This window comes from Francisella philomiragia subsp. philomiragia ATCC 25015 (assembly GCF_000156715.1).
GTDB classification, from domain to species: domain Bacteria; phylum Pseudomonadota; class Gammaproteobacteria; order Francisellales; family Francisellaceae; genus Francisella; species Francisella philomiragia.
On sequence record NZ_DS999311.1, the window covers coordinates 71,474 to 90,695 of the forward strand.

A 19,222-nucleotide genomic window follows, 5' to 3' on the forward strand; every position below is an offset into this window, starting at 1 on the left:
CTAAATATCATATCTTAACCACAATGGTAGAAAGCGCTTAATATCATTCATAAACTTAAATAAACCTACATTTAACTCAATATTACCATTAGGATCTGTTACTTTACGTGGGAATGCTATACCCGCACCAAAAAGCCCTGATGCTATAATTCCAGTTGTAGGATCATAAACTCTAGCATCGATACTCTCTACACAAGGTATTCTTTGATCAAAACCTACTGCATAAATAACTTTATTATATTCATGTAAATGCTTATTTATCTCTTCACTAGTTGATAGATACCTTTTGACTCGACTATCTAAATTTTGGGAGATATTTTTTCTAACCCATTTAGCTGTCTCACCTTTTAAACCTGAGTTATCGTAAAGAATCCAATCCCCCATGTTGATAGCATATCTCAATGGTTGACGATAGAAATTAGCAACCTCTTCAATACCGAGCTCAATTAAATTTCTAATAATTATCATTGCCGAATGAGATGATCCAAATACAGCCACTCTATCACCATCAAGAAGATCTTTTTTTAACTTAGATGGCGATAATGCCGTAGCAAGATCAATTTCTTTTGTAGTTTCAGGATTATGAATATTCAAAGTTTTAGGTATAGAGCCTGTAGCTAGAACAACTTTCTCAGCCATATAGTTTTCTCTTGCGCCATAGAGATTCCATACGCCTTGAGCCACTTTCATTTCTGCAATAGTATCTAAACTATAGTCAACTTTTTGGAGTAAATTGTCCGTAATGTATTGCAAAGGTTCTGCAACATCTTTTAACTGTGAAAATCCTTGTTTATCATAATTTTCTAGAGCAAATTTTTGTAATCTTTTTTCAAACTCAAAAGATTTGATATCATTCAGAAATCTCAAAAATAACTCTACTGTTGTATTACTACTAACTTCTCCCCATTTTTTACCGAAATCACCAACACCGAAATTCGGATCAATCCAAAGTATATTTTTTGCATTTATACCACTGTCTAATAATTGTCCGATAGTTGCCATACCAGCAGGACCAGCACCTACCACTGCCCACTTATATCTTATAAAGCTTTCCATAATTAACCTAATTTATTTGCCTAAGACATATTATACTCAATCATCAATATACTGTCTCAATAAATCTTATCTATATTGAATATCAGAAAATCTTATAATAAAATTTTGTAATATAAGTATTACTAAAATATAAATATGCGAATCACATTAAAACAATTACAGGTATTTGTAAATACAGCAAAATCTGAATCAATTAGCGCTGGTGCTGAAAAGTGTTTCATCTCACAAGCTGCTGCAAGTATGTCACTATCACAACTTGAAAATATGCTTGATACGACGTTATTTGATCGTGTTGGCAAAAGAATGAAACTAAATGATAATGGTAAAAACCTACTAGCAAAGGCTATCAAAATTTTAGATGAAATTGAAGAGTTTGAATCATTTAGCTTAAATAGCACTCAATTATCTGGGAAAATAGTTATTGGTGCCAGTACCACAATAGCTAACTATGTATTACCAAAGTATGTAGCAATGTTTAGAAAGTTACATCCAGACACAGATTTTGAAATTATTTCTGGTAATACAAAAGAAATTATAAATAGCGTTGAGTCACTAAACTGTGATGTAGGCTTTGTAGAAGGCGAATGTAATAGTAAAACATTAGAGACTTACCTTTGGACAAAAGATAGTCTAAAAGTAATTTGTCGTATTGACCACCCTTTAACTAAGAAAAAAAATATCAAGATAAAAGATCTTTTAGATTATGAGTGGGCAATGAGAGAACAGGGCTCTGGAACATTTGAAATATTTTTTAATGCTCTTGAAGATAAAGTATCAAGCATAAAAAAAGCTATAACTCTACGCAGCTCAGAAGCAATAAAGCAGTATATTGCATATAGCGACTGCTTAGCTTGTATATCTGAAGTAATTACAACTCAAGCTTTAGATACTGCTAAATATTGCATACTTGAAACTAAAGAGCTCGATTTATCTAGAAACTTCTACAAACTACTTCACGAGAAAAAATACCACACCACATTAACACAAGCTTTTTGTAAATTTGTAGAAGATGATATCAAATAGCTAAGATAAAACTTGAAAATCTTAGACTTTGGAGTCATCTTTACATAAGTAACACAAATTCAAATAAACGGAGATAATAAAATGTCTATAGGAATAATTCTACTGATAATTATAGCTATAGCTGCTGTATATATAGTTATGACTTACAACAAACTAATAGCAGAGATCGAAACTGTCAAAAATTCTGAAAAACAAATCGATGTACAGCTTGATCGTAGAGCTAAAGTATTTGACTCATTAGTAAATGTTGTCAAAAAGTATATGGACTACGAGCAAACAACATTAAAGCAAGTTGTAGCACTAAGAAACCAAGCTAATCTAGCTAAAGCAAATGGCGATATTCAAGAGAGAATAAATGCTGAAAATCAAATTTCTGATCTAGCGAAAGGTATAAATGTTCAATTTGAGAATTATCCAGAGTTAAAAGCTAATCAAAACGTAATTCAGTTACAAGAGGAAATTACATCTACTGAAAATAAATTAGCTTTTGCTAAACAAGCTCTTAATGACTCAATAGAAAGATACAATGCCCATAAAAAATCCTTCTTTGCTAGCATGGTAGTTAATATCTTCAAGAAACTAAATGAAGAATTTGTATATTGGAATATCTCAGAAGAGAAAAAACAACAACTAGAAGACTCTAGAGTGGAATTATAAGATGTCAAATACTGATAATCTACAATATGGCTCTGTTGACTGGCGTGAAGTTGTTCGCAAAAATACTTATCGCACATATTTTGTCATAGCAACATTCCTAATTGTTTTTTTTCTGCTAGGAATTTTTGTTGACACATTTTGGCGATATGGTGAATTTGCAAGTGCTTACTACAATAGATATGGTATTGAGCTACCTATATCAAAAGTATTTTATGCATTAGCAACATTTCAAATACCACCTTATGCTACCATGATCATATCTGCTATAGCAGTAATTTGGATATTTATCACTTTTAGTATGTATGACAAAATCATGCTATCTGGAACTGAATATCATGAGATCTCAGCAGATAATCAAGATCCCCTAGCTCGTCGTGTATATAATGTTGTTGAAGAAATGAAAGTAGCAGCTGGTATGCGATATATGCCAAAGGTTTTTTTAATTGATGCAAACTATATGAATGCTTTTGCATCAGGTTACTCAGAAAAATCTGCAATGGTTGCTATTACAACAAAACTTGCAAACGCTCTTAATCGTGATGAGTTGCAAGCAGTTATGGCACATGAGCTAACTCATATTAGAAACCAAGACATTAAGCTTAACTTGTTTACTATGGTTTTATCTAATATGATACTTATTATTATGGATTTCTTATTTTACTCCGCACTTTTCTCAGGAAACAATAATAATAGCAGCAGCAATAATCGTAACAATAATGCTGCCGTATTTTTTATCATTATTATGATTTTAAGATATGTGTTACAAATTTTTACGATATTTATGATGCTGTTCTTAAGTCGTACAAGAGAATATATGGCAGATGCTGGAGCAGTTGAGCTAATGCGTACAAATGTACCAATGGCAAATGCACTACTAAAGATTGCTAGCGATAGTAAAACAGCAGAAGCTCAATATAGCTATAAGCATAATAAAAATGAAAATCTACGCCGTGCATCATACATCTTTGATCCGCTAAGTGCTGGAATAGGTAGTGGAGATATGTCTGATATGTTCTCTACTCATCCATCTATCGAAAAAAGACTAGCTTCAATTGGTGTGAAAACAAAATGAATTGACTCTTTGCTCTTAATAAGAGTAACTACTTTACCTCACAAAAATAAGTTATAATGACAATATGTTGAAGTTAATAGCTTATTGTTATGAAAGTCAAAACTCAACCTTATGGTTTCACTATAATTGAGTTAATTACAACTATAACAATAATTACTATCTTAGCATCACTTGCTACGGCAACATATTCCAACTATGTAATTAGAACAAAGATAGCCACAGAGGTTTCTGTATTAACCACTAGAGCTAAGGAAATTTATGATCTCAAAAGAAATGGTAAAGATTTTTCTCAATTAGATGGTGACTACTCTGAAATTAATGAATATGCAGCTCTGACTAAAAATATTGGTACAGCTGGTGGAATAGGAGTAGTTAATGGATACGCAGAGATTATGGTGCGACCAGAATTAGTAGGCGCCGACTCTGTAAGATGGCGGTGCGTAGTTGCTGGTAATATATTGACAGAGTCCAACATACCCAGCCATTGTATACTTGGTGATGCTACTTTCTTTAGAATATTAAAAGAAAATAATATGATCTTTAGTGAGGATAGTTTCCAATATGATGAAATGCCTGTTAATGATGATAATTGGGGCAAAGTTGATACTGATAGTGACTTTTTCGGTAAATGGTATATAACCGGTGGAGATAAACAAATAGAAATATGGAATAACTTTGATAATATTGATGATATCCGACCAAATGTCGCTGAACTTGATGGCGATAAAAATGAAATTGTAGACTTCTCTTATGACCTAGCATCAAAAGGCTTTGATAGTATGCAAATGTCATTCGACTACTACTCTAGAACAGGTGATAGCTCAAGTAATTTTGAAATTTACCTAGGGGATGAGCTTGTCTACACACATGATAGTTTTGCCAAAGGCTGGCAAACTATTAATATTGATTTACAAAATACTAGTGCTTCAGGTAAAACGCTAACACTAAGAGAGTCCGGGAAAGATGATAGTTACGGTGCACTAATAGATTTAGAATCAATTAGAGTGACTCCTAATAAAATCACTTAAAGTTCTAAAGCTTGGAACTATAAATTTAGTAACAAATATATTATAATCATTACATTAAATTGTTATTCTTAAACAATTTCAACACATTAGATCTAAAATTTAAATAACAAAGAGATATAAATGTCAGAACAAGAACCTCGTAAAAAACTTTCTTTAGGTAGTAGAAAAAAGCTATCAGTAAACAGAACTTCTAGTCTAAGCACAAACCTTAAAACTAGACTACAAGCCAAGAAAGAAGATAATATCCAAAACTTTTTTAATAACGCTAATAAAGAGCTTCGTGAGCTATATCAACAAAGACAAACATTAGAGGATCAGATCAAACAAATTGAACAAAGGCTTCTTTTTGCAAAAAGTGAGCCATTGCAAGAGTTTTTATTTGAATTAAAATCACAAGATTTTGATCTACTAGCTAAGATAAACTCTTATATAAATACTCTTTAAGATTTTATTTTATAAGAATTATGTTTATTAAGAACTAGAATATACTTTCAAATATTTCTTTAATACCTTTTTTAGCAAGACCTAGCATTTTAGCAAACTCTTCTTCTGAGAAGTCTTTGCCTTCTGCTGTACCTTGAATCTCAATCATACCACCATTTGAGTTCATAACTACATTCATATCTGTTTCAGCATTCGAGTCTTCATCATAATCTAAATCAAGTACAGGCTCATTGTTGTAAATACCTACAGATATTGCAGCAACTTGAGACATTAATGGATTAGTTTGTTCATCAAGCATACCATTTTGCTTCATATAATCTATAGCATCCCTGATAGCTAATGATGCTCCAGTAATAGACGCTGTACGTGTGCCACCATCCGCTTGGATTACATCACAGTCGACTTTGATAGTATTCTCACCTATTTTCGTTAAATCAACACTTGCACGTAATGCTCTACCAATTAGTCTTTGGATTTCTTGTGTTCTACCAGATTGCTTACCTCTAGCAGCTTCTCTATCCATACGAGTATGAGTTGAACGCGGTAACATACCATATTCAGCAGTTAACCACCCCTCACCAGAATCTTTTTTGAATCTTGGTACGCCAGCAACTACAGAAGCTGTACATAAAACTTTAGTATCACCAAATTCTATTAAAACTGAACCTTCAGCATGTTTTGTAAAATTATGTGTAACTTTTAAAGTACGTAATTGATCGTTATTTCTTCCACTTGGACGCATTTTGGAACCCTTTTAATTAAATTCATAAGTATTAAGTGTATAATTATACAAATCGATATTAAAATAAGAAACCTTAAGTTTAAGGTATTTCTGATATATGAATATTATTAATAAACAAAACTTATCAAAAGTAGAAAGATACTGGCTTAATGATGCAAAAAACTTAGTTACAAGCCTATCAAAAGGCTATGGTGAAATTATATTAGATAAGATCTCTCAGAGTTTTACAAATGTTAATCAGTTAGAAGCATCACTATTAGATATTAAGTCTGCATTAGTACGACAAATAACTCTTTCAAGCATCAATCAAACATTAATTTTTGCTAGGACAATTATTCCCTGTGATACTTATGATTTTTTTTCTCAAGAAGTTGATAACCTTGGTACAAAACCAATTGGTGATAATCTACTTTTTGAAAAATCTAAATTTACTCGTGATGAATTTATAATCCGGAAGTTATCTAGTGATGATTTTTATCAAGAAGCAAATAGGCATATTAAGCAAGAAATCTTTTCTCGTAGTTCGATATTTACATACAAAGAGAATCAAAAGCTTAAATTTTTAATTACAGAATATTTTCTAGTTTTACCGGAGTTTTGTAATGCAGAATAATACAAAATTCAAAGCATATATTATGCTAATGAGATTGCATCGCCCTATTCCAATACTACTAATTCTTTGGCCAACTCTTACTGCATTGGTTTTGGCAAGTCATGGTATTCCAGATATTAAATATTTAATTATCTTCACTATTGGTGTAGTTGTAATGCGTACGGTGGGTTGTATTGTTAATGATATCGCAGACATAGATTTTGACAAACATGTAGAGCGTACTAATACTCGCCCTTTAACTAGTGGAAAACTTAGTGTCAAGAATGCTTTATATTTGTGTCTAGCTCTTACAATAGTTGCTTTTATCTGTGTATTATTTCTAAACTTATACACAATTTTACTATCATTTGTAGCTCTATTTTTAGCTGTTTTATATCCATTTTGTAAAAGGTTCTTTGCAATACCTCAGCTAATCCTTGGTTTAGCATTCAACTTTGGTATTTTTATGGCATTTTCTGCTATAGAAAATCAGATACCACTCGAAGCTTGGATATTTTATCTATCAACAATATGTTGGACTATAGCTTACGATACTATCTATGCATTAGCTGATCGAGATTTTGATTTAGAAATTGGTATTAAGTCATCAGCTGTTTTATTTGGAGATAAAGTATTTAAGTACATCTTTTTATTCAATTTCATATCATTAATACTTTTGATAACTCTAGGTATATATCTAAGCTTTAATATTATTTTTTACATAGGTGTTGTTATTAGTGCTTTTTTATTTATCAGAAATTATTTCTTATACAAAAAACTAGGTATAGCTAACTGTATAAAAGCTTTTTCTGATAATCATTGGATTGGCTTGATAATATTTATCGTAGTAGTTATACAATATCTTTAGTAAAGGATTTTTTTGTGATTAAAGTTTTCTATGATGGTAAATGTGGATTATGCTCAAAAGAGATAAATCACTATAAAAATATAGCACCAGAAAATATTTTTGAATGGATTGATATTACCGAAATATCTGAAGAAAGTCTTAACAAAGAAGATTTAGATACTCTATCTTGTCTGAAGCTATTTCATGTCAAAGATAACGAAGGTAAATTTCATACTGGAGTTGATGCCTTTATCATAATATGGAGCCAATTAAACAAATGGAAAAAGTTAGCAACTATTATTAAACTACCACTAATATATGGTTTTGCTAAAATTATATATAGTCTGTTTGCGAAATGGCGTTTTAATCGTTTAACCCATTGTAAAATAAAGTAACCTAAACTGGAGAGTAAATGAACTTAATAATTGGTGCGATCTTAGGTTTTATATCAGTAGCTTTTGGTGCTTACGCAGAACATGGTTTAAAATCTCAAATTTCAGCTGAACATTTTGAATTTATAATGACAGCTATACGTTATAATCAAACCTATGCTATCGTAATTAGCGGTATTGGAATAGCTCTTTTAAGTAGTAAGAGCTTATCACGATGTTTAACTCTTAAACTAAGCAACTTATTTTTTATAGTTGGCACAATATTATTTAGTTTTAGTATTTATATTTCTGTGGTTTATAATATACCTATTATTTTGAAGCTAGCACCATTAGGTGGCACCACACTGATGATAGGCTGGCTAATGCTAATTTTAGCTGCTGTTTTTTTGAAGAAGAACCTAAAGAGAAGCTTATGAAGAGATATATAATTACACTAGTATTATGTATATTTGTCTTATCGGATACTGGCTTTGCAGATACCAAAGATAATCAAGGATATATAGTCAAACTTTACTTTGGCAGAACTATGAAAGATGATAAAGATAATATCTCTTACGTTTCAGATAAGATGTTCAAAAATTTTGAGAACAAATACATAACACCCGCTTTCCCTGATGGTTATACTGAAAATGATGCTAGAGGCTATTGGCGTAGCCCAACAGGAACTACGTATAGTGAAAAAACTAAAGTTGTCACAATACTTGCAGATGATAAATCAAAACAACTTGAGCAAAAAGTAAACAATCTAGTTAATGTCTACGAGAAAACATATCATCAAGAAAGTGTTTTGGTAACGTACACAAAGACAGATTATTCTTTTATTTAAAACTGGCGGAGAGGAAGGAATCCGAACTATAAGCACTAAAGCCTTTATTTTTAATAGTTTCAAAATTTTGATATAAAAAAAGGATACGTTTCAGGATACGTTTTTTGTAAAGTACCCCCCTGTTTTTGCCAAAATTTTATATTTTTTTTACTACTACAAAACTAAATCACTATCACACAATAATTTAGATTATTTTTTATTAGTAGCTCTTGTAGTGTCATTTCTACAAAATCCCGCTCTGACTGTTCCAATACTTTTGCAAATTCTTTGGCTAGTTCTATAGTGATAGGTTTTCTATTATTTTCTATATCGCAAATATATTGCTTAGATACTCCCAATTTGGTTGCTAGCTCTGTTTGAGTGATATTTTTAGATATTCTAGTAGTTTTGACAATATCAGATAGATTTAATCTGCTTTGCTCTTTGGTTTCCATATCATATAGTATTAGATGTTTTTATATATGATACTCTATTTAGTGTACTTGTAATAAGATACGCTCACATTTGAGCCTATAAGTTTTGAATCTAACAAATTACATTAAATATTATTAATAGATATATCCAATTTTGGATACATTTAGGAATTGCAGCAACCAACGCAAATATGCACTCGTTATTAATTATTTGATATAGTTTATAGTATCCTGAAAAGTCAGTACCCCCAACGCAAATCTGCGTTTAGTTCTTTTCTTTGAGTTCTTTTAAATAGCTTTCTAGCCAATGGTCGCATTTTTGGTGCGGGGTGTAGGGGTCTATCTCCCAAAATAGCCACCATTTTTTGATATATTTGTTTAGTATTCTTGTTCTTTGGTGTTCCTCTAGGTGTTTAAGTCGGTGTTTGATAACTATTTGATATCCATCGGGTATAGGTAAATCTTGTAGCATATCCATATAATGATAAGGTTTTCTTTTGATAATCTTTATCATCTCTTTATGGTGGTTTTGCTCTACTGTGTCGGGGTCTTCGCTTGCTGTACTTCTTGGCTCAATTTCTACTAATTGTATTAGCTCTTTTGGTTCAATTTTTTGATTAGGTTTTTTACTTTTTTTCATTGTCTTTTATCCTTTTATAATTAAATTTAAAATATTATTTTCTCAAATCCTGCATATCTGCATATAATATGGCTTAAAGCCTTTGTTTATAAAGGTTTAACTATACGCAAACAACCGCATACACTGTGCATATATATGCAATCTTCAATATAACTTATGGTAACATCTGCATACAATATGCTTACTATATGCAAACTTTTGCATATCAACAAAGCTATATATATCAATACTTTGACAATGTTTTTTGGGTGTTGTATGCAAAATATGCGGGTTTTAAGATATGCAAATTCTATAGCCATGAATATTCGCCAGTTTCTTGATAAGAATTTCCAACCTTTTTTATATAGTTATTACTCTCTAAAATATCTATAGCTAATTTAAACTCTTCTTTGTTGTACTTGTCAAATCTTCTAGTAGAGTTTTTAGCTCTAGCCACTGTAAACTTACTCCCCCATTTTTTAACAATAGTTGATTTACCATCTAATATATCTGTAGCGATATTTTCTAACTTATTGTAGTCATCTTCATAAAGATACTTAAAGCAAGCCATAAGATAATATATAAAAGTTATAATCCTATTTGCTACATCTTCTGTTATTTGTTCATTATCGCCATTTTCAGCTAAATGAAATATCAAAGCCAAAGTATGAAAAGTATTATCTAACTTGTTTAAACACTCTTTAATTAATGGCGTTTTTTCATTAATTCTTTTGAGTTGGTAGCTCTTAAACCAATCACTAAATACATAATCTGCATTTTCAGAATAATAAAACCTTTTAGGCTCTGCGATTTTCTTTTCACTGCCTACATAAGTGATACGCTCTGATATATTGTGTAACTTATCAACTAAACTTTTGTATTTTTGCTCTATTAAAGGGTCTTTTTTGGATTTAACACGCTCTTTTATCACATCTTTAACTATAGCTATCATTTGAAACCTTGCGACAATTCCCCCACCTGTGTAGCTGTTCAGATACTTTCTATAGTCTTCGGGCTGTACTCCTGCAATTAGTGATACATTCAGAATACTAATTAATTGTGTACCTCTGCCCAAAGTATCAACCTTATATGATTTAGCATTGTAGGCGGTCTTATAGAAACCCTCAGCTACTTGATTTTGTGATTTTGCTATATTGTTTAGCCACTGTATGCCCTCATCTTCTATCTGAAATAGTCCGTTAGGGCTGTAGTTGGCTATTTTTTCTGCTACTTTCTCGGGTGTTATTTTTTCCACTACTATTTCTCTAGAAAATGGCTTAGGTGGTATTCTCTTATTGATTTCTATAATCTGATTTTCTAGGCTCTCTTTTTCTAATCTATCATCAGTCTTTTTGATTTTGTTTAATATATTTGATTTTTCAGCCTCTCGAACTTGTAAAACAGTTTCCCAATCTTTTTTGATTTCTTCATATTTTAGGCGATTTTTTATATCTAAACTTCTTACGGGTTCGGTTGGCTCATATATACACTGTGTCTTACCCGCTCCGCTTTCTCCATATATCAAACCCCATAGTATTGGGAATCTATCCGAATCATCAACATTTAATGCAACCTTATTGCCTAAAAGTCCAGCCAATGATACTAATACACTCACTGCCAACGCCTCTTTGGGCTGTCTTAGTACTTTGCTTAAATCTTCTACATAATCCTTAATAACTGTAGGTAGGATATTAATATCAAGTTGAGGGATAGGCTTTCTATTGTCTTCTATTGGTAGGGGTTTACCCTGTATCATGCTATTTTTCATTGTTAAATACTCCATGTAGATTAAACCAGTCGTTAAAATCGCTATAACCTTGCTCTACTTGCTCGGGTGTAAGGTCTGGAAGTCTTACTTTGATATTGTCGAATCTCTCAGCAATTTTGATAGCGGTTTCTTGTCCAACTCTGCTTTTATCCTTATCTGCCCATATCTCAAAATATGCCTTTGGATATATACGCCTCATATATGAGATAACAGGCTCTAAGTTTCCACACGTAAAGCAACAAATAATAGTAGCTCTAATTAGTCTTTTTTGTACATAGCGTAATATACTAAGACTAGTAGCCAAGCCCTCTGCATAGATAAAATAATCAGTCCCATTATCATTTACATTAAAGCACCCACCTTTATATTTAGCACCTTTTCTAAACTGTTTGAATCCATCGGGTAAAATGTATTGTAATGATTGTAAATCTCCCTCAAACGGTGCGATAGTTCCAAAGATAGGTACTACTATAGCATTTCCTTTTTGTTTCATACCAAAGCAAGGTAGGACTTGTTTTTTGACTAAATATGGGTGTTGTGGGTCTACATCTGCCAACTTGTTATATTCATTAATACACGCATTAGCAATAGCTCTATGCTCTTTATATTCTAAGTATTCTTGCTTTTGCTTTGCCTTGTAATAATGTTTGTATTCTTGCTTGGTATACTCTCGATTATCATTGTAGATATGTTTTTCGTTTAAGCTCCAATCTCCGAATACATAAGAATTTAAACTAACTCTATGTAACCAAAGGTTTTTATTGTCTTTGAGTTTATTTACATCTTTAAATCTTACAATCTGATTAATACCTATGCTATAATTAAAGTCGTTCGGTAGTTGATACCCCAATTGACTAATAAATTGATTAAATTTAGTAATATTCATGCCGAACATTTCCCCTTATGATACTCTATTTGAGAAATAGCTTAATAAGTTGAAAATATCCTTTGAATTATCAAAAGTATTAGCGATTGTTATATCTAGTTCAGCTATGGCTTTCTTGAGCTTGTAGGCTTGGTTATTCCATTCTGTAATGATAGTGAAAGGTAATGAGCTATGAGCCTCCGCTAATATTTGAGGATATTCTACCCTTTCTGCATAAACCTCAAGAAGAAACCTTAAATGTGATTTTAAAAACTCAAAATCAATAAAATACTTATCAAAACCATTTATATTAATATCTCGATAATGTACAGTGCTAAGGTTAATAAAATCTCTTTCAAATTGTAGTGTTCCTTTAGCTAGTTTTTTACCAAAAGCATATTGATATATACTATCTAGCTCAACAAATAATCCTATAACACCCTCTCTGTCTAACTCGGTTAGGACTGTATCAATAGAAAGTTCATAATCCTTTTCATTTGGATTAGTTGCTTCAAAATTTTTATCTAAATGTATTGTTTTAATTAGCATGGTTTTTGCTCCTCTGTTTTATTTGTCAAATAATCGGGTAGGTTGACAACTAGTACAGAGCCTAGCAATGGGTATTTACCAATAAATTGGCTCTTGTATTCCCCATTCCTCCCGACTAAACAAAAGAGTTTAGCCAATGCTAATAATGAATTGATGATATATAGATTTACATACCAATAAATAAGCTGTGATAGTGTATATTGATTAGATATACAATTACAACCATTACTTATATTTCCATTACTTTTAATACTTATTTTATGAGCTGTATTAATGCTACTCTGTACTTGGGTTGTCACGCCCGATATTGAGCATTTTAGGTTATTAGGTTGATTTTGTAAAGTAGTATTCATTTTCTATTTACTCCCATTATTCAATAATTTATATACTGCGTGTCCGCTTTTGGCGGTGCTAATATTTGCAATCTGATAACCTCGATTTCTTAGACTATATATAACTGCTGATAGTCTAGTCGCTCTATATTCTTGGATTGCCTGCCATGTGCTTAGAGTGTCGCCTCTTTGTAGATGTTCTAGTATTTTTTGTGTTTTACTTTTCATTTTTTATTTCCCTTTTTTTGGTTAATTGTTAAGTTTTAAATTGTCAAAATAGTCTGCTAATGTCTGTAAAATTTCCCTCCTTTCCTCTATGTATTGATAAGTGTTGTAGATAGCTTGTATTTGGTTTCTCTTGCGGTGGTCTAGTATTAGTTCTAGTGCTTCTGTTTGCCATTTGTATTCACGTTGTAACGAATAAAGCAAAGTAGATACTATATGTCTAAATCCGTGCATTGTTTGGCGTGGTAAGGTCTTACCATCAAAACCTAAATCTTTTTGTATAAGATTTCTTAACCTGTTCGGGTCAATTGGTTTACCTTTTTTATTAGTGAAAATATAATCACTTTTTTTATAAGGTTTCATACTCTCAATTAGCTGTATCGCCTGTCTTGATAGCGGTTGTATAAAATCTTGATTAGCTTTCATTTTCTTAGCTGGTATGACTAAAATAGCCTCTTTGGACTTGTAGTAGCTCCATCTAAGAATAGTTAATAATTTTGGTCTAAATGCTAGTAATGGTGCTATTTGTAGTGCTGTTTTGATTGCTGTAGTAACATTATCTAAACCATGTATTTTATTTAGTAAAAGGCTTAGATTATCACTGTCTAAAATTGGATTTATAAACTTAAAATGTCCATTAGTTTTAGGTGCTAGAATGTGCTTGAAATCATTCAGCATTAAATTATGCTCACAAAGATTTAGCAAAGTAGCATAGTTGTATATTCCTGATAGAATAGTTTTATACTTCATTTGCTTAGAGTTGGAATTGTTGCAATGTCTTTGCAAAAATATAGCTATTTCCCTTAGTTTGATAACATCTATGCTTTTATCTTTAAAATATGGGATTATGTCGCTTTGCAATGCTTTCTCATACCCTGATAATGTAACCTTTCTAAGCTCTAATTTTTTCCTACTAAACCAATCATTAGCGATATTCTCAAATAGCTTGTCTTGGTCAATTGTCCTATTTTTTCTAAAATCTTTTGGATTTATGCCTTGCTCTTTTGCAATGTTGAGCTTTAGAGCCTCTTCACGTGCTTTTTTTAGTGTTATCGTAGGGTAGCCACCAAGCCCCATGCTTTGAGCCTTACCCTTAAAATAGTAGCGATACATAAACGATTTTGTATTAGTTGGCTTGATTACTAAATACAAGTTAGTATCTAGCTTAACTTTTTCATCATGTGTAGATTTACCACTATGATTAATTTTTGTAATATTCATAACTCCCCCAAAGAATATCTAACTTAAATCAATATGGATTTTGCTACTTTGGTCTATAGCATTAATCAAATAGGTCTTTAAAACATCATGAGAGCATTTATTTTTAGCTAGTGCATTCTTGCATAACTTATCTAGTTGTTTTCTATCTGCTCTTATCTCAATACTAGTACCATTAATATAGATAGTTCCTTTTTTGTCTTTCTTAGTAGTCATTACCTGCTAGCCTCGTTTCTTTCTTTCACTCTCTTAGCTATCCACTCTCTAACCTCACTTTCTAGCCATGCGGTTGTCTGTCCTGATACTCTTATTTGTTTTGGGAACTTGCCAGCTCTTGCCATTCTAAAAATAGAATTCTTAGACATACCAATACATCTAGCTACTTCCTCAGCTCTTAATAGTCTTGGTAATTCATTATTTAAATTATTCTCCATATTCATAGCTCCTTTTTTTTGTGTATATGGTTAAAGCCGTAACTAGCCTTAACTAAAATCATAGAGATTTATTTTTTTTGTAATGGGCTTTATGATATGAGATAGAATTAAAAATTAAGACACAGAATAAATTGATAAAAATTTACGTATGTAGATTTTAGGCTATAAATCTACGTTGTTTTGATATAACCAAAGTAGATATTCACTTGTTAAAATGGTTGTTTTTATTCTTTTGATAAAATCACGGATATAATTATCACTATAGGGATGTTTTAGGTTTGGGTATACAAACCTGCTATATTGTGTTGCTGTCATTGTGTAATTGAAATGCTGATTAAATAACATCAAATCAATAAGTGGTAACAGCCTCCTTAGTTCTTGCTCATAAGTAGCCGAAAAAGGTTTTTTAATAGTTGCTCTATCTTTGTATAAGTCGCTTTTGTGTACTTCATCTATAAGCTTTTCAAACTCTTTCATTAGTAGATTTTTAGGGGCTGACAAGTTAGCTTTAATAGCTATAAAGTATGCCTTATCTAATTCAATAGTTTTCAAATGATTATTTAAGTCGTACTTAGTATCTATGAGATAATCAACTCCTAAACAATCCTCAATATTTTCTAGTAAATCATCTGTAAACTCTATTGACGTTGCTTTTTTTTGCTTATACTCGTTTATTATGTCAAAGCTTTCATGCAAAACTTCTAACTTATTTAAATAAGAAATTGGTTTTAATAAGTCATCATTACACGAAGCTAGATGATATACAAAATTTTCATGATTATTGATAAACTTATTAATCATATTTATATGAAGATTATTTATTTTGCTAAAAAAATTAGCTTGGGTTATTTTTTTACTACGGTCAAAAAATTTAAACCATTCGAGATATATTAGTTGTCTGACATATATTGCGACTGCCCACTCCATTGGCGTTTTAAGTGTCTTGTATAGTTCCTGATAATAATCTAAATCAAAGCCTTTTGGCGGTTCTTGTGATTGATATTTTGACTTATTCCCCATGATGATAAACCCCAATTATTTAGTATATTTTTAGTATACCAAGCTAGGGTTTATTTGTTTATCAAAAGGTTATTTTTGTAGTGTCGTTGCTGCAATAGAATTTAATTATTTTGAGATAATAAATTTTTAGTTGCTTGTTTAATCACATCATTAACATCATCATCAACCGTTGTTTTATCAATGCTATTAAAATTATTTATTATGGCTCTCATTATTAAAATTGGTGCTAAAAAAACATATATGAAACTGATAGTAATTATTGGAATAGTATATTTTATATATTCTTGCTGAAAACCATATACACACAAATGACAAATTATAATTGTATCTATAATTAGGCAAAACAAAGCACTAAGGAATAATATAACATATAAAAACCATGATAAAGCCCTAAATGTCTTACCCTTATATTCAATAAAAGTTAATTCTTGTAATGCTTTTTGCGAATTATGAGAACTCATTATTTACATCTCCAATAACATCTGCCCTAAATGCTACTGCTGGTCTACTCACTCCAAAAAAAGTCGATATTTTATTGATATTTCCATTAAATGCTTCAAAAACTTTTTTAAAAACCTTAGTAGGCATTAGTAGATTAGCAGCAAAATGATTAGCCTCTAATTCTAAAGGGTCATAGTTATAAGCTGTATGCCTTGGTAAAGGTTCGCTATTTTCATGTAGCATATAATGCCCCAACTCATGTGCTAATGTAAATAATTGTCTTACGGGAGCATCTTTTGTATTTATATATATTATGTTATTAGATTTATCGCATAATCCAGATATATCATCTTTTTTATATCTAGGGTTTTCTATACTACTTACATCCTTAATAGTTATTTGCAAATCATCACATATTTTTTTTAAGTCAACAGGGAATGTAGTAGCCGAGTTTAACAAACTATTAGCCTTTTTTTCTGCTTTCTCATAGTCTACTTTAAAACTTGTCATACTTATTACCTCTCAAAAATATAACTATTTGTATTACATATATTTGACAATGTATTACATTGCATATAATACTATATTTAGTATCGTTTTGAAATTGTAGAATTTACAACTATTATTAGGCTTTAATGATTGTATTTTTAGTCATAGTGTTTTTACTATTGGTAGATGTTACTATCGGAGGGTTTAATATCTCCAAGCTAATTAGAGATGTTTTTTGGTTTTTGATAATATCTTTTGTAATATTTTTGATTTTCTTTTCTAGCTCTAGTAATGATACAGCTACCACCAAAAACATAGATGATACATCTATTACAGCTAAAGAAAATAGCACTAACTACAAGCTTTGATAGCTACTTTTTGTATGTTTTTTTGAGTATTATTTAGTTTATCATCTAATAATTTAGCTACTTTTTGATTTAATTTTTCGCCGTTAGTTTCCCCCAACATCTCCAAAATATCATCATTGCTAATATCTAATAGCTCATCTTTGATAGATGATAATAATATTTTAAAAAACTCATTACGGGTTGTAGCATTTTTTAAATCTTCTTCAAGCTTTTCAAATCTCGCATCTTTGTTAGATTTCATCATCTGTTATATTCTCCGCTTGGATTACTTTATTAACTGTTTTGGTGTAGTTATCGCATATCTCAAATAGTGCCTCTTTGATTTCTGTTGATAGCTTTTGATTAAATATATCTTTGTCAGTTTCTCCGAATATTTCATACTCTGCACGCTCTGGAATATTCAAGAGTTTCTCCCGCATAAGTGCGAATAAATCAGCTAATGAGCTTATTACATCATTTACAGCTACCACTTTCTTTTGTGCTAGCTCTGCTTTAACTTGCTGTTCATCTGCCTGAAACTTAGTAAGTCTAAGCTTTTGTTTTTTAAACTCGATGTTTAGCTCTTGCTCACTTTTTCCGCCTGCTCTGTCTTGTAAATATCCTATATAGCGGTTTACATTCTCTTTTAGTGGATATTGGTTTTTACCTGTTTTTTTTAAAATATCTTGGCTTGTTAGCTGTTGTATTCTACGCTCTCCAATGCTCAGATATTCCGATAATACCCCACTAGATACTATTCTCTCTGAACCCTCCATAACCTCCCCTTTTATCTTAATCTATATTAATATTATTTAAATTTATGCTCTTAATGTATATTAATTTTTATAAGCTTATTTTTGACAGCCTCGAACTCTATCAAAAAACCTTAATCTATATTAAGAATTTTAACAAATCGATTTTAAGCCCCGTTTTTGCATTTCGCTTGTACTTTTACATCATTTAAGCTATTTTTAGCTCTATGAGCCTTATTTGCGAAGCGAAACCCCTTTTTAAATCCCCTCGCAGAACGTGAATCCCGCGCGTTTCGAACCTGCGCGCACCTCGAGATTTTGGAAGTACCTTTTTGTTATTTCTTAATATAAATCGCTCCAGCATAATATTTTATTAATTATTTAAGTATTTTTACTTAATATTTATCTTAATATTTTCTTAATAAAGATAACTGCATCATGATTGCTTTTTACTGCTTTATCTCCGCCCTATGGCTAAGAACTTTGTATACTTTTTCTATTTCATTAGGCTGAACTCTACCACTCTTTAGAACTTCTATACATTGGTTTAGCATTTTAACTATCTGATTATCACACTTATATTTTTTAAACTTAATGCGTTCGCCTCCAAAGCAATCAATAAGCTTGTTAGCTGTCCACTCATTACCTACAAAAGCATAAAACTTATCAGCTTTAACAGCATATCTAGATATTGGTATCATTATTCTATATCTAGTGTTGCCTTTTTGTTCCATCTTTTCACAAAGTCTATCCGCCTCATCAACTCCAATTGCATTAGATAAAAGCTTGTAATGTAGAGATATCATTTAGAAAGTTATAATTATTTGTCCATATCTCTATTTTGATTAAATTATTTTTTTCTAGTGGGCTTTGTAGGTTATGACATTTTGTAGCTATATAGAGTTATTTTTATACTAGATATACAAAAAAGCTAAGGACTTGATAAAAATTAACCTCTAAACCAATAATACAAACGCTTTTAACATCTTAGATACTTTCTGATTAAATTAATAAAATATAGCTATATACCTTGTAAATACTACTATTTGAGATATATTTATTACCTTGTGT

Annotated in this window: 29 protein-coding genes; 10 read left to right on the top strand and 19 right to left on the bottom strand. The window is 31.0% G+C overall.

Annotated features, from left to right (window positions below):
* On the bottom strand, nucleotides 1–1,056 hold the full coding sequence (locus tag FTPG_RS00540; protein ID WP_004286453.1) for an FAD-dependent oxidoreductase: 1,056 nt from the start codon (nucleotides 1,054–1,056) through the stop codon (nucleotides 1–3).
* Between the two features lie 135 nt (nucleotides 1,057–1,191).
* Here FTPG_RS00540 and FTPG_RS00545 point away from each other — a divergent pair, with 135 nt between their 5' ends.
* From FTPG_RS00545 to FTPG_RS00570, 5 genes are all read left to right on the top strand, one after another.
* Nucleotides 1,192–2,079 (top strand): LysR substrate-binding domain-containing protein, encoded by an 888-nt coding sequence (locus tag FTPG_RS00545; protein WP_004286454.1) that lies wholly within the window; start codon nucleotides 1,192–1,194, stop codon nucleotides 2,077–2,079.
* An 81-nt stretch (nucleotides 2,080–2,160) separates the two neighbouring features.
* Nucleotides 2,161–2,736: a LemA family protein gene (locus FTPG_RS00550; RefSeq protein WP_004286455.1), complete on the top strand. Its 576-nt coding sequence runs from the start codon at nucleotides 2,161–2,163 to the stop codon at nucleotides 2,734–2,736.
* A gap of 1 nt (nucleotide 2,737) precedes the next feature.
* Entirely contained in the window at nucleotides 2,738–3,808 is a 1,071-nt protein-coding gene (gene htpX, locus FTPG_RS00555; RefSeq protein ID WP_004286456.1) for a zinc metalloprotease HtpX, read from the top strand.
* An 89-nt stretch (nucleotides 3,809–3,897) separates the two neighbouring features.
* On the top strand, nucleotides 3,898–4,836 hold the full coding sequence (locus FTPG_RS09605) for a prepilin-type N-terminal cleavage/methylation domain-containing protein (RefSeq protein ID WP_004286457.1): 939 nt from the start codon (nucleotides 3,898–3,900) through the stop codon (nucleotides 4,834–4,836).
* Between the two features lie 120 nt (nucleotides 4,837–4,956).
* Nucleotides 4,957–5,280, top strand: coding sequence for a hypothetical protein (locus tag FTPG_RS00570; RefSeq protein WP_004286458.1), 324 nt, complete (start codon nucleotides 4,957–4,959; stop codon nucleotides 5,278–5,280).
* Between the two features lie 34 nt (nucleotides 5,281–5,314).
* Here the strand turns inward: FTPG_RS00570 and rph are convergent, their stop codons facing one another.
* Entirely contained in the window at nucleotides 5,315–6,022 is a 708-nt protein-coding gene (rph, locus tag FTPG_RS00575; protein WP_004286459.1) for a ribonuclease PH, read from the bottom strand.
* 97 nt (nucleotides 6,023–6,119) lie between these two features.
* Between rph and FTPG_RS00580 the strand changes: the two genes are divergently transcribed.
* The 5 genes from FTPG_RS00580 to FTPG_RS00600 are packed head-to-tail and all read left to right on the top strand — an operon-like array spanning nucleotide 6,120 to nucleotide 8,679.
* Complete coding sequence (locus FTPG_RS00580; protein ID WP_004286460.1) at nucleotides 6,120–6,635, top strand: chorismate--pyruvate lyase family protein; 516 nt, start codon at nucleotides 6,120–6,122, stop codon at nucleotides 6,633–6,635.
* The gene (ubiA, locus tag FTPG_RS00585; RefSeq protein WP_004286461.1) at nucleotides 6,625–7,482 is read left to right on the top strand and encodes a 4-hydroxybenzoate octaprenyltransferase; all 858 of its coding nucleotides are present in this window, start codon (nucleotides 6,625–6,627) and stop codon (nucleotides 7,480–7,482) included. The genes FTPG_RS00580 and ubiA overlap by 11 nt, the downstream gene beginning before the upstream one ends.
* 14 nt (nucleotides 7,483–7,496) lie before the next feature.
* Nucleotides 7,497–7,856, top strand: coding sequence for a thiol-disulfide oxidoreductase DCC family protein (locus FTPG_RS00590; RefSeq protein WP_035722175.1), 360 nt, complete (start codon nucleotides 7,497–7,499; stop codon nucleotides 7,854–7,856).
* A 17-nt stretch (nucleotides 7,857–7,873) separates the two neighbouring features.
* Nucleotides 7,874–8,269 (top strand): DUF423 domain-containing protein, encoded by a 396-nt coding sequence (locus tag FTPG_RS00595; protein ID WP_004286463.1) that lies wholly within the window; start codon nucleotides 7,874–7,876, stop codon nucleotides 8,267–8,269.
* Nucleotides 8,266–8,679 (top strand): DUF3574 domain-containing protein, encoded by a 414-nt coding sequence (locus tag FTPG_RS00600; RefSeq protein WP_004286464.1) that lies wholly within the window; start codon nucleotides 8,266–8,268, stop codon nucleotides 8,677–8,679. The genes FTPG_RS00595 and FTPG_RS00600 overlap by 4 nt, the downstream gene beginning before the upstream one ends.
* Nucleotides 8,680–8,840: 161 nt before the next feature.
* Here FTPG_RS00600 and FTPG_RS00605 read toward each other — a convergent pair whose 3' ends face one another.
* The 17 genes from FTPG_RS00605 to FTPG_RS00685 all read right to left on the bottom strand — a co-directional run bounded on the left by FTPG_RS00605 (nucleotide 8,841) and on the right by FTPG_RS00685 (nucleotide 18,957).
* Nucleotides 8,841–9,113, bottom strand: a complete 273-nt coding sequence (locus FTPG_RS00605) for a helix-turn-helix domain-containing protein (protein WP_004286465.1) — start codon at nucleotides 9,111–9,113, stop codon at nucleotides 8,841–8,843.
* Nucleotides 9,114–9,357: 244 nt separating this feature from the next.
* Nucleotides 9,358–9,732: a hypothetical protein gene (locus tag FTPG_RS00610; RefSeq protein ID WP_004286466.1), complete on the bottom strand. Its 375-nt coding sequence runs from the start codon at nucleotides 9,730–9,732 to the stop codon at nucleotides 9,358–9,360.
* Nucleotides 9,733–10,021: 289 nt separating this feature from the next.
* Nucleotides 10,022–11,479: a DUF3987 domain-containing protein gene (locus FTPG_RS00615; protein WP_004286467.1), complete on the bottom strand. Its 1,458-nt coding sequence runs from the start codon at nucleotides 11,477–11,479 to the stop codon at nucleotides 10,022–10,024.
* Nucleotides 11,469–12,365 carry a toprim domain-containing protein gene (locus FTPG_RS00620; RefSeq protein WP_035722052.1) on the bottom strand — a complete coding sequence of 299 codons (897 nt, stop codon included), beginning with the start codon at nucleotides 12,363–12,365 and terminating at the stop codon, nucleotides 11,469–11,471. Before FTPG_RS00620 ends, FTPG_RS00615 begins: the two co-directional genes overlap by 11 nt.
* Nucleotides 12,366–12,380: 15 nt before the next feature.
* Entirely contained in the window at nucleotides 12,381–12,893 is a 513-nt protein-coding gene (locus tag FTPG_RS00625; RefSeq protein ID WP_004286469.1) for a hypothetical protein, read from the bottom strand.
* Entirely contained in the window at nucleotides 12,887–13,246 is a 360-nt protein-coding gene (locus FTPG_RS00630; RefSeq protein WP_004286470.1) for a hypothetical protein, read from the bottom strand. Before FTPG_RS00630 ends, FTPG_RS00625 begins: the two co-directional genes overlap by 7 nt.
* Nucleotides 13,247–13,249: 3 nt before the next feature.
* The gene (locus FTPG_RS00635) at nucleotides 13,250–13,453 is read right to left on the bottom strand and encodes a helix-turn-helix domain-containing protein (protein ID WP_004286471.1); all 204 of its coding nucleotides are present in this window, start codon (nucleotides 13,451–13,453) and stop codon (nucleotides 13,250–13,252) included.
* 21 nt (nucleotides 13,454–13,474) lie between these two features.
* Entirely contained in the window at nucleotides 13,475–14,671 is a 1,197-nt protein-coding gene (locus FTPG_RS00640; RefSeq protein ID WP_004286472.1) for a tyrosine-type recombinase/integrase, read from the bottom strand.
* 18 nt (nucleotides 14,672–14,689) lie between these two features.
* Complete coding sequence (locus FTPG_RS00645) at nucleotides 14,690–14,884, bottom strand: hypothetical protein (protein WP_004286473.1); 195 nt, start codon at nucleotides 14,882–14,884, stop codon at nucleotides 14,690–14,692.
* Nucleotides 14,884–15,102 (bottom strand): helix-turn-helix transcriptional regulator, encoded by a 219-nt coding sequence (locus FTPG_RS00650; RefSeq protein WP_004286474.1) that lies wholly within the window; start codon nucleotides 15,100–15,102, stop codon nucleotides 14,884–14,886. Before FTPG_RS00650 ends, FTPG_RS00645 begins: the two co-directional genes overlap by 1 nt.
* Before the next feature lie 162 nt (nucleotides 15,103–15,264).
* Complete coding sequence (locus FTPG_RS00655) at nucleotides 15,265–16,122, bottom strand: hypothetical protein (protein ID WP_004286475.1); 858 nt, start codon at nucleotides 16,120–16,122, stop codon at nucleotides 15,265–15,267.
* Nucleotides 16,123–16,223: 101 nt separating this feature from the next.
* Nucleotides 16,224–16,583 carry a hypothetical protein gene (locus FTPG_RS00660; protein ID WP_004286476.1) on the bottom strand — a complete coding sequence of 120 codons (360 nt, stop codon included), beginning with the start codon at nucleotides 16,581–16,583 and terminating at the stop codon, nucleotides 16,224–16,226.
* Nucleotides 16,570–17,073 carry an ImmA/IrrE family metallo-endopeptidase gene (locus FTPG_RS09525; RefSeq protein ID WP_004286477.1) on the bottom strand — a complete coding sequence of 168 codons (504 nt, stop codon included), beginning with the start codon at nucleotides 17,071–17,073 and terminating at the stop codon, nucleotides 16,570–16,572. Before FTPG_RS09525 ends, FTPG_RS00660 begins: the two co-directional genes overlap by 14 nt.
* A gap of 115 nt (nucleotides 17,074–17,188) precedes the next feature.
* Entirely contained in the window at nucleotides 17,189–17,404 is a 216-nt protein-coding gene (locus tag FTPG_RS00670) for a hypothetical protein (protein WP_004286478.1), read from the bottom strand.
* The gene (locus FTPG_RS00675; RefSeq protein WP_004286479.1) at nucleotides 17,404–17,664 is read right to left on the bottom strand and encodes a hypothetical protein; all 261 of its coding nucleotides are present in this window, start codon (nucleotides 17,662–17,664) and stop codon (nucleotides 17,404–17,406) included. Before FTPG_RS00675 ends, FTPG_RS00670 begins: the two co-directional genes overlap by 1 nt.
* On the bottom strand, nucleotides 17,651–18,175 hold the full coding sequence (locus FTPG_RS00680; RefSeq protein ID WP_004286480.1) for a hypothetical protein: 525 nt from the start codon (nucleotides 18,173–18,175) through the stop codon (nucleotides 17,651–17,653). The genes FTPG_RS00675 and FTPG_RS00680 overlap by 14 nt, the downstream gene beginning before the upstream one ends.
* Nucleotides 18,176–18,600: 425 nt before the next feature.
* Nucleotides 18,601–18,957 carry a hypothetical protein gene (locus FTPG_RS00685; protein WP_004286481.1) on the bottom strand — a complete coding sequence of 119 codons (357 nt, stop codon included), beginning with the start codon at nucleotides 18,955–18,957 and terminating at the stop codon, nucleotides 18,601–18,603.
* Between the last annotated feature and the right edge of the window lie 265 nt (nucleotides 18,958–19,222).

Bases quoted from the DNA above. Each gene is read 5' to 3' on its own strand.
- FTPG_RS00540 (WP_004286453.1), bottom strand. From the start codon at position 1,056: ATGGAAAGCTTTATAAGATATAAGTGGGCAGTGGTAGGTGCTGGTCCT.
- FTPG_RS00545 (WP_004286454.1), top strand. From the start codon at position 1,192: ATGCGAATCACATTAAAACAATTACAGGTATTTGTAAATACAGCAAAA.
- FTPG_RS00550 (WP_004286455.1), top strand. From the start codon at position 2,161: ATGTCTATAGGAATAATTCTACTGATAATTATAGCTATAGCTGCTGTA.
- htpX (WP_004286456.1), top strand. From the start codon at position 2,738: ATGTCAAATACTGATAATCTACAATATGGCTCTGTTGACTGGCGTGAA.
- FTPG_RS09605 (WP_004286457.1), top strand. From the start codon at position 3,898: ATGAAAGTCAAAACTCAACCTTATGGTTTCACTATAATTGAGTTAATT.
- FTPG_RS00570 (WP_004286458.1), top strand. From the start codon at position 4,957: ATGTCAGAACAAGAACCTCGTAAAAAACTTTCTTTAGGTAGTAGAAAA.
- rph (WP_004286459.1), bottom strand. From the start codon at position 6,022: ATGCGTCCAAGTGGAAGAAATAACGATCAATTACGTACTTTAAAAGTT.
- FTPG_RS00580 (WP_004286460.1), top strand. From the start codon at position 6,120: ATGAATATTATTAATAAACAAAACTTATCAAAAGTAGAAAGATACTGG.
- ubiA (WP_004286461.1), top strand. From the start codon at position 6,625: ATGCAGAATAATACAAAATTCAAAGCATATATTATGCTAATGAGATTG.
- FTPG_RS00595 (WP_004286463.1), top strand. From the start codon at position 7,874: ATGAACTTAATAATTGGTGCGATCTTAGGTTTTATATCAGTAGCTTTT.
- FTPG_RS00600 (WP_004286464.1), top strand. From the start codon at position 8,266: ATGAAGAGATATATAATTACACTAGTATTATGTATATTTGTCTTATCG.
- FTPG_RS00605 (WP_004286465.1), bottom strand. From the start codon at position 9,113: ATGGAAACCAAAGAGCAAAGCAGATTAAATCTATCTGATATTGTCAAA.
- FTPG_RS00610 (WP_004286466.1), bottom strand. From the start codon at position 9,732: ATGAAAAAAAGTAAAAAACCTAATCAAAAAATTGAACCAAAAGAGCTA.
- FTPG_RS00615 (WP_004286467.1), bottom strand. From the start codon at position 11,479: ATGAAAAATAGCATGATACAGGGTAAACCCCTACCAATAGAAGACAAT.
- FTPG_RS00620 (WP_035722052.1), bottom strand. From the start codon at position 12,365: ATGAATATTACTAAATTTAATCAATTTATTAGTCAATTGGGGTATCAA.
- FTPG_RS00625 (WP_004286469.1), bottom strand. From the start codon at position 12,893: ATGCTAATTAAAACAATACATTTAGATAAAAATTTTGAAGCAACTAAT.
- FTPG_RS00630 (WP_004286470.1), bottom strand. From the start codon at position 13,246: ATGAATACTACTTTACAAAATCAACCTAATAACCTAAAATGCTCAATA.
- FTPG_RS00635 (WP_004286471.1), bottom strand. From the start codon at position 13,453: ATGAAAAGTAAAACACAAAAAATACTAGAACATCTACAAAGAGGCGAC.
- FTPG_RS00640 (WP_004286472.1), bottom strand. From the start codon at position 14,671: ATGAATATTACAAAAATTAATCATAGTGGTAAATCTACACATGATGAA.
- FTPG_RS00645 (WP_004286473.1), bottom strand. From the start codon at position 14,884: ATGACTACTAAGAAAGACAAAAAAGGAACTATCTATATTAATGGTACT.
- FTPG_RS00650 (WP_004286474.1), bottom strand. From the start codon at position 15,102: ATGGAGAATAATTTAAATAATGAATTACCAAGACTATTAAGAGCTGAG.
- FTPG_RS00655 (WP_004286475.1), bottom strand. From the start codon at position 16,122: ATGGGGAATAAGTCAAAATATCAATCACAAGAACCGCCAAAAGGCTTT.
- FTPG_RS00660 (WP_004286476.1), bottom strand. From the start codon at position 16,583: ATGAGTTCTCATAATTCGCAAAAAGCATTACAAGAATTAACTTTTATT.
- FTPG_RS09525 (WP_004286477.1), bottom strand. From the start codon at position 17,073: ATGACAAGTTTTAAAGTAGACTATGAGAAAGCAGAAAAAAAGGCTAAT.
- FTPG_RS00675 (WP_004286479.1), bottom strand. From the start codon at position 17,664: ATGATGAAATCTAACAAAGATGCGAGATTTGAAAAGCTTGAAGAAGAT.
- FTPG_RS00680 (WP_004286480.1), bottom strand. From the start codon at position 18,175: ATGGAGGGTTCAGAGAGAATAGTATCTAGTGGGGTATTATCGGAATAT.
- FTPG_RS00685 (WP_004286481.1), bottom strand. From the start codon at position 18,957: ATGATATCTCTACATTACAAGCTTTTATCTAATGCAATTGGAGTTGAT.